The sequence below is a fragment of the Thiofaba sp. EF100 genome, from assembly GCF_039822285.1.
In the GTDB taxonomy this organism is placed as follows: Bacteria; Pseudomonadota; Gammaproteobacteria; order Halothiobacillales; family Halothiobacillaceae; genus Thiofaba.
In genome coordinates, this window is the sequence record NZ_JBAJEY010000001.1 from 342,652 (window position 1) to 357,863 (window position 15,212).

At 66.3% G+C, this 15,212-nt stretch carries 13 protein-coding genes; 1 reads left to right on the top strand and 12 read right to left on the bottom strand.

What is annotated here, in order from left to right:
- Positions 1–65: 65 nt before the first annotated feature.
- The 7 genes from V6D91_RS01695 to mtnA all read right to left on the bottom strand — a co-directional run bounded on the left by V6D91_RS01695 (position 66) and on the right by mtnA (position 9,197).
- Positions 66–932 (bottom strand): prephenate dehydrogenase/arogenate dehydrogenase family protein, encoded by an 867-nt coding sequence (locus V6D91_RS01695; RefSeq protein ID WP_347317448.1) that lies wholly within the window; start codon positions 930–932, stop codon positions 66–68.
- Positions 929–2,065, bottom strand: a complete 1,137-nt coding sequence (hisC, locus tag V6D91_RS01700; RefSeq protein ID WP_347317449.1) for a histidinol-phosphate transaminase — start codon at positions 2,063–2,065, stop codon at positions 929–931. Before hisC ends, V6D91_RS01695 begins: the two co-directional genes overlap by 4 nt.
- Positions 2,062–3,171: a prephenate dehydratase gene (gene pheA, locus V6D91_RS01705; protein WP_347317450.1), complete on the bottom strand. Its 1,110-nt coding sequence runs from the start codon at positions 3,169–3,171 to the stop codon at positions 2,062–2,064. Before pheA ends, hisC begins: the two co-directional genes overlap by 4 nt.
- A gap of 6 nt (positions 3,172–3,177) precedes the next feature.
- Positions 3,178–4,341 (bottom strand): 3-phosphoglycerate dehydrogenase family protein, encoded by a 1,164-nt coding sequence (locus V6D91_RS01710; RefSeq protein ID WP_347317451.1) that lies wholly within the window; start codon positions 4,339–4,341, stop codon positions 3,178–3,180.
- Between the two features lie 27 nt (positions 4,342–4,368).
- A complete protein-coding gene (gene serC, locus V6D91_RS01715) occupies positions 4,369–5,463 on the bottom strand; it encodes a 3-phosphoserine/phosphohydroxythreonine transaminase (RefSeq protein ID WP_347317452.1) in 1,095 nt (364 codons plus the stop codon).
- 19 nt (positions 5,464–5,482) lie between these two features.
- Positions 5,483–8,071: a DNA gyrase subunit A gene (gyrA, locus tag V6D91_RS01720; RefSeq protein WP_347317453.1), complete on the bottom strand. Its 2,589-nt coding sequence runs from the start codon at positions 8,069–8,071 to the stop codon at positions 5,483–5,485.
- Positions 8,072–8,162: 91 nt separating this feature from the next.
- Entirely contained in the window at positions 8,163–9,197 is a 1,035-nt protein-coding gene (mtnA, locus tag V6D91_RS01725) for an S-methyl-5-thioribose-1-phosphate isomerase (protein ID WP_347317454.1), read from the bottom strand.
- 234 nt (positions 9,198–9,431) lie between these two features.
- Between mtnA and V6D91_RS01730 the strand changes: the two genes are divergently transcribed.
- Entirely contained in the window at positions 9,432–10,055 is a 624-nt protein-coding gene (locus V6D91_RS01730; RefSeq protein WP_347317455.1) for an OmpA family protein, read from the top strand.
- A gap of 101 nt (positions 10,056–10,156) precedes the next feature.
- Here V6D91_RS01730 and V6D91_RS01735 read toward each other — a convergent pair whose 3' ends face one another.
- The 5 genes from V6D91_RS01735 to V6D91_RS01755 form a co-directional block, all read right to left on the bottom strand.
- Positions 10,157–10,924 (bottom strand): class I SAM-dependent methyltransferase, encoded by a 768-nt coding sequence (locus tag V6D91_RS01735; RefSeq protein ID WP_347317456.1) that lies wholly within the window; start codon positions 10,922–10,924, stop codon positions 10,157–10,159.
- Entirely contained in the window at positions 10,924–12,264 is a 1,341-nt protein-coding gene (argA, locus tag V6D91_RS01740; RefSeq protein WP_347317457.1) for an amino-acid N-acetyltransferase, read from the bottom strand. Before argA ends, V6D91_RS01735 begins: the two co-directional genes overlap by 1 nt.
- A 9-nt stretch (positions 12,265–12,273) precedes the next feature.
- A complete protein-coding gene (argF, locus tag V6D91_RS01745; RefSeq protein WP_347317458.1) occupies positions 12,274–13,188 on the bottom strand; it encodes an ornithine carbamoyltransferase in 915 nt (304 codons plus the stop codon).
- Entirely contained in the window at positions 13,185–14,375 is a 1,191-nt protein-coding gene (locus V6D91_RS01750; RefSeq protein ID WP_347317459.1) for an aspartate aminotransferase family protein, read from the bottom strand. The genes argF and V6D91_RS01750 overlap by 4 nt, the downstream gene beginning before the upstream one ends.
- Before the next feature lie 180 nt (positions 14,376–14,555).
- On the bottom strand, positions 14,556–15,167 hold the full coding sequence (locus V6D91_RS01755; protein WP_347317460.1) for a superoxide dismutase: 612 nt from the start codon (positions 15,165–15,167) through the stop codon (positions 14,556–14,558).
- Between the last annotated feature and the right edge of the window lie 45 nt (positions 15,168–15,212).

Here is a 15,212-nt window from a genome sequence, read left to right on the forward strand (position 1 = left end):
GGCTAGCCTTTGAGTCGCTTGATCTGGAAGGGGTGTGCGCGGCCATCATGGGCCGCGCGCCGAATTCAGAGCTTGAGGCCCTCACGCGTCTGCTTGGCACGGCTAAACAGGGCATGCAGGGCCTCGCCATCCCCCGCATCGAGCAGCTGATAGAGGTGCTCAAGGTCCTTCTGATAGCGCCGGAGCATGCCTTTGATCTCGGCCGCATTGGCCAGGGCGATGTCGCGCCACATGGTCGGGTCGGAGGCGGCGATGCGGGTGAAGTCGCGGAAGCCCCCGGCGGCGTAGCGGAACACCTCGTGCCGCTCCTCCATGCGTGCCAGGCTCTCGACCAGGGCGAAGGCCAGCAGGTGGGGCAGGTGGCTGGTGGCCGCCAGCACATGGTCATGGTGGAGGGCGGTCATCGCCTCCACCTCCGCGCCAACGATCCGCCACATCTCGGTGATGCGCTGCACGTCGGCGGCATCGTTGTCGGACAGCGGCGTGAGGATGACCCGCCGCCCTTCGAACAACTCGGCAAAGGCCGCCTCGGGGCCGCTCTTCTCGGTGCCGGCGATCGGATGACCGGGCACGAACTGGCGGCTCTTCTGACCGAGCACCGTGCGTGCATCCTCGATCACGCTCATCTTGGCGCTGCCCACGTCGGTCAGGACCATGCCAGGCGCCAGCGCGGGCAAAAGCTGCTCGAACACCCCACGCATGGCCAGCAGGGGCACCGCGAGGACGACGATGTCCGCCCCGCGGGCCGCCTCGGCCACATCGGTCGCATAGCGGTCGATGATGCCAAGCTCGCGCGCGCGCTCCAGCGTCGCAGCGTTGCGCCCGGCGCCAACGACCTCCCCTACCCGTCCGGCGCGCTTGAGGGCGAGCGCGAGCGAGCCGCCGATCAGGCCGCTACCGATGATGCACAGGCGCGGGCAGTAGAAGCTCACTGGAGCCCCTCCAGCACCTTGCCCAGCGCGGCCAGGAAGCGCGCGTTCTCCGCCTCGGTACCGATGCTCACCCGCAGGAAATTCGGCAGGCCGTAGTTGCCGACCGGGCGCACGATCACGCCCTGGCGCAGCAGGCCGTCGTACACCGGCATAGCCGGCCGCTGCATGTCGATGCAGAGGAAGTTGCCAAGGCTCGGCAGGGCGGCCAGGCCGAGCTTGCTCAGCCCCTCGCGCACCTGGGCCAGCCCTGCGCGGTTGAGCTCACGGGTACGGCGCACATGCTCGGGGTCGGCAAGCGCGGCGCGCGCCGCCTCCAGGGCGAGCAGGTTGACGTTGAAGGGCTGGCGCACGCGGTTGAGCACCTCCGCGATCTGCGGGCTGGACACCGCATAGCCCACCCGAAGCCCCGCAAGGCCATGGATCTTGGAGAAGGTACGGGTGACGATCAGGTTGGGGAAGTCGTCCAACCACGCGACGGCGTTGGGGAAATCCGAGTCCGGCTCGACATACTCGATGTAGGCCTCGTCCACCACCACCAGCACATCCTTGGGCAGCGAGGCGATGAAACCCCGCAGGGCATCCCGCTCAACCCAGGTCCCAGTGGGATTGTTGGGGTTGGCGAGAAACACCACGCGGGTGGTTTCATCCACCGCCGCCCTGAGGGCGGCCAGGTCATGGCCGTAGGGCTGGGTGGGATGATCCGGCGGCAGGGCACGGGCGATTTGGGCCTTTCCACCGGCCGCCTGGGTGCTGATGGGGTAGACGGCAAAGGCGTACTCGGAAAACACCGCGCCTCGCCCAGGGCCAAGGAAGGCGCGGGCGATGAGGTCGAGGACGTCATTGGAGCCATTGCCGAGGGTGATGCCCTCCGCCCTGACCCCGAGGTGCGCGGCCAGGGTCTGCTTGAGGGCATGGCCGCTGCCATCCGGGTAGAGGTGCACCTGCGGCAGCAGGGCGCGCATGGCCTCCACCGCCCGCGGCGAGGGGCCGAGCGGGTTCTCGTTGGAGGCGAGCTTGATCGCCCCGCTGATGCCGAGCTCCCGCTCCAGCTCTTCGATGGGCTTGCCGGGGACATAGGGGGCCAGCCCTGCCACCTGGGGCAAGGCCAGGTTGAGCCATGGATGGTTGCTCATGCCTTGAGTACCGCCTTGGGGTAGGAACCGAACACGCGCAGCCAGGCCGCATGCTGCTCAAGCTCACGCAGGGCCTCGGCGACCCTGGGCTCGAGTCGGTGCCCTTCGAGGTCGATGAAGAACAGGTATTCCCACGCCCGGGCGCGCACCGGGCGGGACTCGATCCGGGTGAGGCTGATGCCCCGCTCCGCCAGCGGTTTGAGCAGCTGGTAGAGCGCCCCCGGCTGGTTGGCGGTAGAGACGGCGAGCGAGGTCTTGTCCTCCCCGCTCGGCCCGGCATCGCTCGTCCCCAGCACGACGAAGCGCGTGGTGTTGTGCGCCTCATCCTCGATGTTCGCCGCCAGGATCGGGAGCTGGTAAAGCTCGGCCGCAAGCTCGGGGGCAATCGCGGCCGCCCCCTCTTCCCCGGCGGCCAGGCGTGCGCCCTCGCCGTTGCTGCTCACCGGCACGCGCTCGGCCTGCGGCAGGTGTTCATCCAGCCAGCGCCGGCACTGGCCCAGGGCCTGGGCATGGCCGTACACCCGGCGAACCTCGGCGAGGGTGCCGCTGTTGCTGAGCAGCTGGTGATGGATACGCAGGGCCAGCTCGCCGCAGATCGACAGATCGTGGGCCAGCAGGGCCTCCTGCGTCTGGGCGACGCCGCCCTCGGTGGAGTTCTCCACCGGGGCCACGCCATAGGCGGCGTTCCCCGAGGCCACCGCACGGAACACCTCGGGGATGGAATGACAGGGCACCAGTTCGGCGGCATGGCCGAACTGGCGCAGGGCGGCCATCTGGCTGAAGGTGCCTGCGGGGCCAAGATAGGCCACGCGGGTCGGTTGCTCCAGGGCCAGGCAGGCCGACATGATCTCGCGGAACAGCCAGGCGATGCTGGCATCGTCCAAGGGCCCTGGGTTGAGCCCCTGCACACGGCGCAGGACCTGCGCCTCCCGCTCCGGGCGGTAGAACTGGACGCTGCCTGCGCCATCCTCGGCGCGCTTGATCTCGCCCACGGTGTGGGCCAGGCGCGCACGCTCGGACAGCAGTTCCAGCAGCCGCTGGTCGACCTGATCGATACGCTCGCGTATCTCCTCAAGCCGCGGCAGCGGCGTTACGCCCTCACTCATGCCTGATCAGATCACGCGGACGTTGAGCACGCCGTCGATGGCGCGGATGGCCTCGGCAGCCGCCGCCGGCACCTCGCCCTCGACATCGATCAGGGTGTAGGCCAGATCACCACGGGACTCGTTGACCATGTGGGCGATGTTGACCTTGTGTTGGCCTAGGATGTGCGACATCTGGCCGACCATGTCCGGCAGGTTCTTGTTGGCGATCGCCAGGCGATGGCTGCCCTTGCGCGGCAGCTTCACTTCCGGGAAGTTCACGGAGTTGGTGATGTTGCCGTTCTCGAGGAAGTCACGCACCTGGTCGGCGACCATGATCGCGCAGTTGTCCTCGGCCTCACCAGTGGAGGCACCGAGGTGCGGCAGGGTGATGCAGCGCGGATGGTTCTTGGTCAGGTTGGTCGGGAAGTCGGACACGTAGGCATGTGCCTTGCCGGAATTCAGCGCCTCGACCATCGCGGCCTCGTCCACCACGCCCTCACGGGCGAAGTTGAGCACCACGACGTTGTCCTTCATGAACTTCAGGCGCTCGGCGTTGACCAGGTTGCGGGTCGCATCGATCAGCGGCACGTGGAAGGTGACGAAATCGGCCTTGACCAGCACCTCGTCCACGCTGCTCGCCTGCTGCACGTCCGCAGACAGCTCCCAGGCACGCTCGACGGTGATGCCCGGGTCGAAGCCGATCACCTTCATGCCGAGCGCACGCGCAGCGTTGGCCACCCGCACGCCGATGGCGCCCAGGCCGATCACACCCAGGGTGCGCCCCGGCAGCTCGAAGCCGACGTAGTTCTTCTTGCCATCCTCGACGGCCTTGTGCAGGAAGGCATCATCCCCCTCCAGCTCCACGGCGAACTTCCAGGCCTGGGCAATGTTGCGCGCGGCCATCAGCATGCCGGCGATGACCAGTTCCTTCACCGCGTTGGCGTTGGCGCCCGGGGCGTTGAACACCACGATGCCCTTCTCGCTCATCTCCTTGACCGGGATGTTGTTCACACCCGCGCCGGCGCGGCCGATGGCCTTCAGGGTGGCGGGGACCTCCATGCCGTGCATCTTGGCGGAGCGCACCAGGATGGCGTCCGGGTGCTGGATCTCGGAGGCGATCTCGTACTTGTCGCGCGGCAGACGGTCCAGGCCAACGGCCGAGATATTGTTCAGAGTAAGGATCTTGTACATCGTATAACCCCTTGATTTATAGCTTGATCAGCCGTGGCGACGGGCGAAATCGTTCATGAAGTCGACCAGCGCATCGACACCGGCCTCCGGCATGGCGTTGTAGATGCTGGCACGCATGCCACCGACGGAGCGGTGCCCAGCCAGGGTCGACAGGCCGGCGGCCTCGGCCTCCTTGAGGAAGGTCTTGTCCAGCTCGCTGTTGGCAAGGATGAACGGCACGTTCATCCAGGAGCGGCACTTCGGATCCACCGGGTTGGAGTAGAACGGCGAGTTGTCGATCGCGTCGTACAGCTTCTGCGCCTTGCGCTTGTTGATCTCGGCCATCGCCGCCAGGCCGCCCTTGGCCAGGAGGTGCTCGAACACCAGGCCGGCGATGTACCAGGCGTAGGTCGGCGGGGTGTTGTACATCGAGCCGTTGTCGGCGTGGATCTTGTAATCGAACATGGTCGGGGTCCCCGGCAGGGTCTCGCCGATCAGATCCTCACGCACGATGGCGATGGTCAGGCCGGCCGGACCGATGTTCTTCTGCGCGCCGGCGTAGATCACGCCGAACTTGGACACGTCCACCGGACGGGAGAGGATGGTGGAGGACATGTCGGCCACCAGCGGGATGTCGCCGGTGTCCGGGATGTAACCGAACTCCACGCCGGCGATGGTCTCGTTCGGGGTGTAGTGCACATAGGCGGCATCCTTGCTGAACGACAGCTCGGAGGCGTCCGGCAGGGTGGTGTACTTGCTGCCCTTGGTGTCGGCAATGATGTTGACGTTGCAGTAACGCTTGCCCTCAGCGACGGCCTTCTCGGACCAGTGGCCGGTATTCAGGTAATCGGCGCTGGTCTTGCCGCGCAACAGGTTCATCGGAACCATGGCGAACTGCGCGGAGGCGCCGCCCTGGAGGAACAGCACCTTGTAGTGATCGGGGATGGCCATCAGCTTGCGCAGGTCGGCCTCGGCCTTCTCGGCGATGGAGACGTACTCCTTGCCACGGTGGCTCATCTCCATCACGGACATGCCGGAGCCGTTCCAGTCCAGCATTTCCTCACGTGCACGCTCAAGGACCTCGGTCGGCAGCATGGCCGGGCCGGCGCTGAAGTTGTAAACCCGCTTGTGGGTATGGGCCATGGGAACTCCCCTCTTCAAATTATTGATCTGTGGATTCTGATGGAGCGTCGGCGGCCTCCCCGGCCTCGCCCACACTCTGGATACGTTCGATCTGGACCAGATGTTCGTCCTTGCCCAGACGGATGAGCGTCACACCCTGGGTGTTGCGTCCAAGGCGGGATACCTCGGCGACGGGGGTACGCACCAGCGTGCCCTGGTCGCTGATCAGCATCAGTTCGTCCTCTTCCGCCACCTGCACCGCCCCAACCAGCAGGCCGTTGCGTTCGCTGGTCTGCAGGGCGATCACACCCTGACCGCCGCGCCCATGGCGCGGGAAGTCGTCCAGCGGGGTGCGCTTGCCGTAGCCGTTCTCGGAGGCGGTCAGGATATCGCCCTTGTTATCACCGTCCTGGGCCACGATCATCGACACCACGGTCTGGCCTTCCGCCAGGCGGACACCGATCACGCCGGAGGCGCTGCGCCCCATCGCCCGCACATCGGTCTCCGGGAAGCGGATGACCTTGCCGGCGTTGGTGAACAGCATCACGTCCTGCGCACCGTCGGTCAGGGCCGCGCCGATCAGGCTGTCACCCTCGCGGATGTCGATGGCGATGATGCCACTCGGACGCGGACGGGAGAACTCCGCGAGCGGGGTCTTCTTGACGATGCCGTTGCGGGTGGCAAACAGCACGTAGGCATCGGAGGAGAAATCGCGCAACGGCAGCAGGGCCTCGATGCGCTCGTTCTCCTCCAGCGGCAGGATGTTGACGATCGGCCGGCCACGGGCCTGACCGCTGCCGAGCGGCAGCTCCCACACCTTCTTCCAGTAGACCCGGCCACGGCTGGTGAACAGCATGATCATGTCATGGGAGCTGGCCACCAGCAGCTTCTGGATGGCGTCCTCGCCCTTGACCTTCGCCGCGCTGCGGCCGCGGCCGCCGCGATGCTGGGCCTGGTAGTCGGACAGCGACTGGGTCTTGATGTAGCCGGCATGCGAGAGGGTCACCACGCGCTGCTCCTCGGCGATCAGGTCCTCCTCGGATAGGTCCGCGCGGGCCGCCTGGATCTCGGTACGGCGCGCATCGGCGTACTGGGTGCGGATCGCCACCAACTCCTCGCGGATCACCGCCATCAGCCGGTCGGGATGGGCCAGGATGTCGAGCAAGTCCGCAATGGTATGGAGGATCTCGGCAAACTCGCCGACGATCTTGTCCTGCTCGAGACCGGTCAGGCGGTGCAGGCGCAGTTCGAGGATGGCCTGGGCCTGGGCCGGGGAGAGCCGATACGTGCCATCCTCCGCCATGCCGAAGCTGGCCTCCAGGCCCTCCGGACGCGAGGCCGTGGCACCGGCACGGGCCAGCATCTCGCGCACGAGGCCCGAATGCCAGCGGCGCTCGAGCAGTTGCTCCTTGGCCTCCTGAGGGCTCGCCGCCGCCTTGATCAGAGCGATGATCTCATCGATGTTGGCCAAGGCGACCGCCAGCCCTTCCAAGATGTGGGCCCGATCACGCGCCTTGCGCAGGTCGAACAGGGTGCGGCGGGTGACCACGTCACGGCGGTGGCGCAGGAAGGCTTCCAGCATGTCGCGCAGCGGCAGGGTGCGCGGCTGGCCGTCGACCAGGGCGACCATGTTGATCCCAAACACGGTCTGCAGCTGGGTCTGCTGATAGAGGTTGTTGAGCAGCACCTCGGCCATCTCGCCGCGCTTGACCTCGATCACCACGCGCAGGCCGTCCTTGTCGGACTCATCGCGCAGCTCCGCGATGCCCTCGATCTTCTTCTCCTTGACCAGCTCGGCAATACGCTCGATCAGGCGCGCCTTGTTCACCTGGTAGGGAAGCTCGGTGACGATGATGGTCTGGCGACCGGTGCGCTCGTCCTCCTCGACGTGCGCCCGGGCACGCACCTGGATGCGACCACGGCCGGTCAGGTAGGCCTCGCGGATACCGGCGCCGCCGAAGATGATGCCGGCGGTCGGAAAATCCGGCCCCGGCACCAGCTCGAGCAGGCGAGCGTCCGCCACCTCCGGATCGTCCACCAGTGCCAGGCAGGCATCGATGACCTCACCGAGGTTGTGCGGCGGGATGTTGGTCGCCATGCCCACGGCGATGCCGGCCGAGCCGTTGACCAGCAGGTTGGGGATGCGGGTCGGGAAGACGGCGGGCTCGCGCTCGGAGCCGTCGTAGTTCGGCACGAAATCGACGGTGTCCTTGTCGATGTCCGCCTGCAGCTCATGCGCGATGCGGGCCTGGCGAACCTCGGTGTAACGCATGGCGGCCGGGGCATCGCCGTCGATCGAGCCGAAGTTACCCTGGCCGTCGACCAGCACGTAGCGCATGGAGAACGGCTGGGCCATGCGCACGATGGTGTCGTACACCGCCGTGTCACCGTGCGGGTGGTATTTACCGATGACGTCACCGACCACGCGGGCCGATTTCTTGTAGGGCTTGTTCCAGTCGTTGCCCAGCTCGCTCATGGCGTACAGGGCGCGGCGATGCACGGGCTTCAGGCCGTCACGAACATCAGGCAGGGCCCGGCCAACGATGACGCTCATGGCGTAGTCCATGTAGGACTGACGCATCTCGTCTTCGAGGTTGACCGGGAAGATCTCCTTGGCGAAATCAGCCATGTACGATGACACTCGGTTTAGGGCACATCAAAGCCCGAAACTATACCACAGGCGGGCAAAACCGCCTGCGCCCGGCAAGGCTTGAGCCGCCTCAGGCGCCGCCGATGATCGCGCGCACCCGCTCGGCGTCCGGCCGCAGGATCACGCCGCGCTCGGTCACGATGGCATCGATCAGCTCGGCCGGGGTGACATCGAACGAGGGGTTCCAGGCCTCCACCCCTTCGGGGGCGATGCGCTGCCCGGCAAGCATCGTCACCTCCTCCATCGGACGGGTCTCGATGGGGATCTCCGCTCCCGAATGCAGGGCCAGGTCGAAGGTCGAAGACGGCGCCACCACCATGAAGCGCACCCCATGGTGGCGAGCCAGGATGGCCAGGCCATAGGTGCCGATCTTGTTGGCCACATCCCCGCGGGCGGTGATGCGGTCGGCCCCAACGATGACCCAGCCAATCCTTCCGGTCTGCATCAGACTGGCCGCTGCGCCCTCGCAGAGCAGGGTGACTGGGATGCCGTCCTCCTTGAGCTCCCAGGCGGTCAGGCGGGCGCCTTGCAGCCAGGGGCGGGTTTCATCCGCGAAGACATGAGCCACCCGCTTCTGTGCATAAGCCGTGCGGATCACCCCAAGCGCGGTCCCGAGTCCGGCGGTGGCGAGCGAACCGGTGTTGCAGTGGGTCAGGACATCCCGGCCAGGCTCGATCAGGGCCGCACCAAACTCACCCATGCGCCGGTTGGCCTCGAGGTCCTCCTGCTCGATCCGCCGCGCCGCCTCTTCCAGAAGCTCCAGCGTGCCGCCATCGGCGAGAACCTGGCGCATCCGCTGCAAGGCCCAGAACAGATTGACCGCCGTCGGGCGCGACTGGGCCAGCCGCTCGATGTCCTCCTCCACCCGGCGAACGGCATCAGCATCCCTGAGGCCGTGCTGGCGCCCCGCCAGCACGACACCGTAGGCCGCGGCGATACCGATCGCGGGCGCCCCGCGCACCACCATGGCACGAATGGCCTCGGCCACCTCCTGGGCCGTCGTGCAACGCACAAACTCGCGCACGGCCGGCAACCGACGCTGGTCGAGCAATTCCAGGGCGTCGTGCTTCCAGACCAGGGCGCGGACGGCGTCGTAGGTACTCATAAATATAAGGTCTCGCGTTATTTGGACTTGTGAACCGGCCCGCTGGGCGCTATACCCTTTTCGTGCAAGGGTGCCGTGAACGAATGGCTGTGCAGGTGAGCAACAGCAGCCGTGCAAAAAAACAACGTTCCTTAGCTTTTTCGGCCTCGGGAACGTATTATAAATTGCAACAAGCCGTTGAATGCGATGGCTTGCCCTTTTGCAAACTCAACCTTCGAGAAGGGAAGAACAATCATGAAGAACTTCGCTGCTCTCAGCGCAGGCCTGCTGGCTTCTGCTGTTCTGGCCGCTCCGGCCTTCGCCGCCGACAAGCCGACCGCGTATGTCTATGACAGCCAGAAAGTCGTGGTTAAGGATGGCGTGGGCAAGTGCGTCCTCAACGGCCACATCGCCCTGAGCAAAGACACCGCCATCAAAGAGTGCAACCCGGAATTCTTCAAGGAAGAGGAGAAGAAGGCCGAGGCCAAGCCGGCCGTTGAAGCACCGAAGGCCCCGGTCGTCGCCGCCAAGAAGATCACCCTGAACGCTGACACCTACTTCGACTTCGACAAGTCCAACCTGAAGCCGGAAGGTAAGAAGGCCCTCGACGCGCTGGTGGCCGAGATGAAGATCGACCAGGTCGAAGAGATCACCGTCGTCGGCCACACCGACAGCATCGGCACCGAGGCCTACAACCAGAAACTGTCCGAGCGCCGCGCCAAGACCGTAGCCGACTACCTGGTTGGCAAGGGCGTGCCGGCCGCCAAGATCAAGGCATCTGGCAAGGGTGAGACCCAGCCGATCGCTGACAACAAGACCAAGGCTGGCCGCGCGAAGAACCGTCGCGTGGAAGTGACCGTCAACGCCGCCTCCAAGTAATCTGGAGACGGCCTGACGCAAGGGGCGCCCGCAAGGGCGCCCTTTTTGTTTGGTGCGTTTGACACCCCATGCGTCTGCCATGCAGCCGCGTTCAGCCTCCCCTACCCTCCGCAGGTCAGGTAAACATCGAAGCGCACGGCCTTGCCCTTGTAGCTGAGGGATGGAGCAAGCCCGCCCAGCGCCGGGGCATGCAGCGGCCGCTTGACCACCACGCGCCTGCGCGCCTTCGCCATCGCCCGCTCCAGCAGGCCGTCCGCATCCGGATCCATGCCCACGAGACCATGGAAAAGACGCATCGGTTTTTTCACCAGTGCGGACTTTCCCCGCTCCGGAAACATCGGGTCGAGCACGACCACATCAGGCGCGAGAGCCGCAGCAGAGTCCAGGTAGGCGGCAGCATCGCCGGCCACAAGATGCATCCGCCCGATCACCGGGGCAAGGGCAGGCACCTGCCCGGCCCGACACAGCCCGTCCTCAAGCAGGGCAAAGACGACGGGATGGCGCTCACACAGAGTGAGCTCGCACCCCAGGCTCGCGAGCATGAAGGCGTCACGCCCAAGCCCCGCCGTAGCATCGAGGATGGACGGAAGATACCCCCCCTTGATGCCCACCGCACGCGCAAGCAGTTCGTCGCGGCGAAAACCCGCCCGCTGGCGATACCCCATGCTGCCGGACTCGAAATCGACCCGCAGGGGCTGCTCACGCGGGGCATCGGCATCATGGAGGGCCAAGCCGTCCCTCCCGACCAGAAGAAGGAGGCCGTGCGCCGGCGGCTGATCGACGCAGGGGATGTTCAGGCGATGAGCGAGCTGCCGGGCCGGATCCAACCCATCCGCCCCCTCAGGAACGACGACGATGGGTGAGAGCATCAGCCCGGAGTATCTGAGGAGCCATGACCGGCCACCGGCGCGGCCAGACTCTTGATGAAGACCTTGGAATTGCGCTGGGCGTTGTAGATGGCCTGACGCGAAACCGGCAACTCACTCACCTCGGCCTTGCGGAAACCGTGCTCGATGAACCAGTGCGAGGTATGGGTGGTCAACACGAACAAGCCTTCCAGTCCCCGCGAAGTGGCTTCGCGCTCCATCTGACGCAAAAGCTGGCTGGCCCGCCCACCGCGACGGTAGTCGGGGTGCACGGTCAGGCAGGCCAGTTCGGCCAGCGGTGCGTCCGGGAAGGTGTGCAGGGCCGCCGTGGCGATGATGCGCCCGTCCAGGTCAACCACCCAGTAGCGCTCGATCTCGAGCTCGAGCTGTTCACGCGGGCGGCGCACGAGCACGCCCTCCTCCTCCAGCGGCCGGATCAGTTCGAGAATCCCCCCCACATCGTCGATCGTGGCCCGGCGCAGCTTTTCCACGGGCTCGGCGGTCACCAGCGTGCCATTGCCCTCGCGAGTGAACAGCTCGCGCAGCAGGGCGCCCTCGTTGCGCCGGTCGACCAGGTGAACCCGCCCCACCCCGCGGCGCACGGCCTGCACCGCGCTCGCGAGATGCAGGCGGAACTCGGCCGACAAGGCAGGGCTCTCCTGCCAGGCGGCGGCCTCAGCGACGGTCAGCTGCGCAGGGAGCTGGCTGGCCGACTCGGTGAGGAACACCAGTTTGTCGGCGCGGATCGCGGCCGCCAACTCCACGGCCACATCCTCCGCGCGCAAGTTGAAGACTTCGCCGGTCGGCGAGGTGCCAAGGCAGGGTTGAAGGATGACAGACCCGGCGTCCAGCAGGCGGGTCAGGCGCTCGGCTTCGACTTTGCGTACCTCCCCCGTCCAGCCCAGATCGACGCCATCGCGAACCCCCGCAGGACGGGCAATGACGAGATTGGCCGTCACCACGGACAGGCGCGCGCCTTCGAGCGGGGTGTTGGGCATGCCCTGGGAGAGGCGGGCGATGAGGTCCACGGTCTGCGCGGCGACGGCACGCTTGACGTGCGGCAGCTCCGCCTCACCGGTGATGCGCAGACCGGCGTGGAAGCGGGAACGAAGGCCTGCGCCATGCAGCTCGGCCTCGATCTGCGGGCGCGACCCGGGCACGAGCACGAGACGGACGCCGAGGCTCGAGAGCAGAGCCACATCGGAGGCCAGCGCCTCCAGCCCCTGTTCGAGCAGGGCCTCCCCCGCGAAAGCCAGGACCACGGTCCTGCCGCGGTGGGCATGGATGTAGGGCGCGGCATCCCGCAGCAGCTGCTGGAGGGTGGGATGCGTGTCTGCGCTCATCGCAAAGTCTCAGTCCAGGACACCGAGCAGGAACTCGAGCAGGGCCTTCTGGGTGTGCAGGCGATTCTCCGCCTCATCCCAGACCACGCTCCAGGGGCCGTCGATCACGGCGGCGTCCACCTCCTCGCCGCGGTGGGCCGGCAGGCAGTGCATGAACAGTGCATCCGGGCGTGCCAGGGCCATCAGCTCTTCGTTCACACAATAGCCGGCGAAGTCACGGCGGCGACGCTCGGTCTCATCCTCCTGTCCCATGCTGGTCCACACGTCGGTGACCACGAGGTCGGCATCGCGGCAGGCCACGCGCGGGTCGTGGGTCAGCATCACCTGCCCGTCCGCCTCGGCCACGATGGCCGGGTCGGGCCCGTAGCCGGCGGGGGTGGCGACATTCAGCCTGAAGCCGAACACGCGCGCTGCCTGGATATAGCTGTGGCACATGTTGAAGCCATCGCCCACCCAGGCCACGGTCTTGCCGGCAATGCTGCCGCGATGCTCCTCGTAGGTCAGCATGTCGGCCAGCAGCTGGCAGGGGTGGTTCAGGTCGGTCAGGGCATTGATGACCGGTACCCGCGAATGGGCGGCGAATTCCACCAGATCCGCGTGGTGATGCGCCCGGATCATGATGATGTCGACCATGCGCGATAGCACGCGGGCGGAATCAGCAATCGGCTCGCCACGCCCAAGCTGGGTGTCGCGCGGGGAGAGGAAGATGGCGTGCCCTCCAAGCTGCGCCATCCCGGCCTCGAATGACACGCGCGTACGGGTTGAGGCCTTCTCGAAGATCATGCCGAGCACGCGGTTCTGCAGGGTCAGCACCTGCTCGCCGCGCGCGCGGGCCGCCTTCAGGTGGAGGGCACGGTCCAAGACCCGACGCAGCTCGTCCGGACTCAGATCGTCCAGCGAGATGAAGTGGCGCGGGGCTTTCATGCCTTCACCTCGGCCGCCAGGAAGTCCGTCACCAACCCGGACAGGATATCCACCAGCTGGTCAGCCTGCTCGTCGCTCATGATCAGCGCGGGCAGCAGGCGGATCACCGAGTCGGCGGTGACATTGATCAGCAAGCCACGCGCCAGGGCCTGCTTGACCAGCTCGCCACAGGGACGGTCCAACTGGACGCCGATCATCAGCCCGAGCCCGCGCACCTCGACCACCCCGCGCACACCCTCCAGGCGAGCGACGAGACCCTCGCGGATACGGGTACCGAGCTTCGCCGCACGTGCGACCAGTCCGTCGCGCTCGATCACCTCGAGCACGGTGTGGGCCACGCGGCAGACCAGCGGATTGCCGCCGAAGGTCGAACCGTGGTTGCCGGGCGCGAACAATTCGGCTGCGGCCCCGGCGGCAAGGCAGGCGCCGATGGGCACGCCGTTGCCGAGCCCCTTGGCCAGACTCATCACGTCCGGCAGGATACCGGCGTGCTGGAAGCCGAACCACTGGCCGGTCCGGCCGATGCCGGTCTGCACCTCGTCCACCATCATCAGCCAGCCGTGCGCCGTACAGATCTCGCGCACGCCCGCAAGGTAGGATAGCGGCGGCACGCGCACCCCGCCCTCCCCCTGCACCGGCTCGACCAGCACGGCGACGATGTTGCGATCGTGGCTGCCGACCTGGCGCAGGGTTTCGAGATCGCCGTAGGGCACGCGCACGAAGCCGCCGACCAGCGGCTCGAAGCCGGCCTGGACCTTGCGGTTGCCGGTGGCGGACAGGGTGGCCAGGGTACGGCCGTGGAAGCTCGCCTCCATCACCACGATGCGCGGCTCGGCAATGCCCTTGCGGTGGGCATAGAGGCGGGCGAGCTTGATCGCGGCCTCGTTGGCCTCGGCGCCAGAGTTGCAGAAGAAGACCTTCTCCATGCCGGAGATGCCGCACAGCCGGTCCGCCAACTTCTCCTGCCAGGCGATGCCGTAGATGTTGGAGGTATGGATGAGCGTCTGGGCCTGCTCGCAAATGGCGTGGGCGATGTCCGGCTGGGCATGCCCCAGGCCGCAGACGGCCACGCCGGTGATGGCGTCGAGGTAAGCTTTGCCTTCGGTGTCCCAGAGGATGGCACCCTGCCCCTTGGCAAAGGTGACGGGCAGGCGGTTGTAGGTGTTCATCAGATGGGGGGTGGACATGAAATCCCGCTCCATGAAAGTGTCTGATCGATTTGATCAGGCGATATCCGATCGCCTCAGCGAATGAATCAGCATGCTCCAGAAACAATAATGGCCCGGCAGACGGGCCATGTTTTCTGGAGTTTAACCGCGCCGCCCAGGCTTGTGAAGGGCGACGCGGACGGCCTCGAGGACCGTGGATCAACCCTTGGCAGACGCGTAGCGGCGGGTGACCTCGTCCCAGTTCACCACGTCCCAGAAGGCATTGATGTAGTCCGGGCGACGGTTCTGGTAGCGCAGGTAATAGGCGTGCTCCCAGACATCCAGACCGAGCACCGGGGTGCCCTTGACCTCGGCGATGTCCATGATCGGGTTGTCCTGGTTCGGAGTGGAGCAGATCGCAAGCTTGCCCTCGCCGTCGACGATCAGCCAGGCCCAGCCCGAGCCGAAGCGGGTCGCGCCGGCGGTGGAGAACTTCTCGCGGAAGGACTCGAAGCTGCCAAAGGTGGTCTCGATGTCGGCGAGCAGATCGCCCTTCGGCTTGCCGCCGCCATTCGGCGAGAGGACCTGCCAGAACAGGCTGTGGTTGTAGTGACCACCACCGTTGTTGCGCACGGCCACCGGCAGCTTGGAGACATTCGCCATCAGCTCCTCGATCGGCTTCTCGTCCCACTCGGTGCCGGCAATGGCAGCGTTGCAGTTATTCACGTACGCGCCGTGGTGCTTGGTATGGTGGATCTCCATGGTGCGGGCGTCGATCGACTTCTCCAGCGCATCATAGGCATAGGTCAGTTCGGGCAGAACGAAGGCCATGTCAGATCTCCTTGGAATGAACGGGAACGGCTTTCTGCGCGTTTA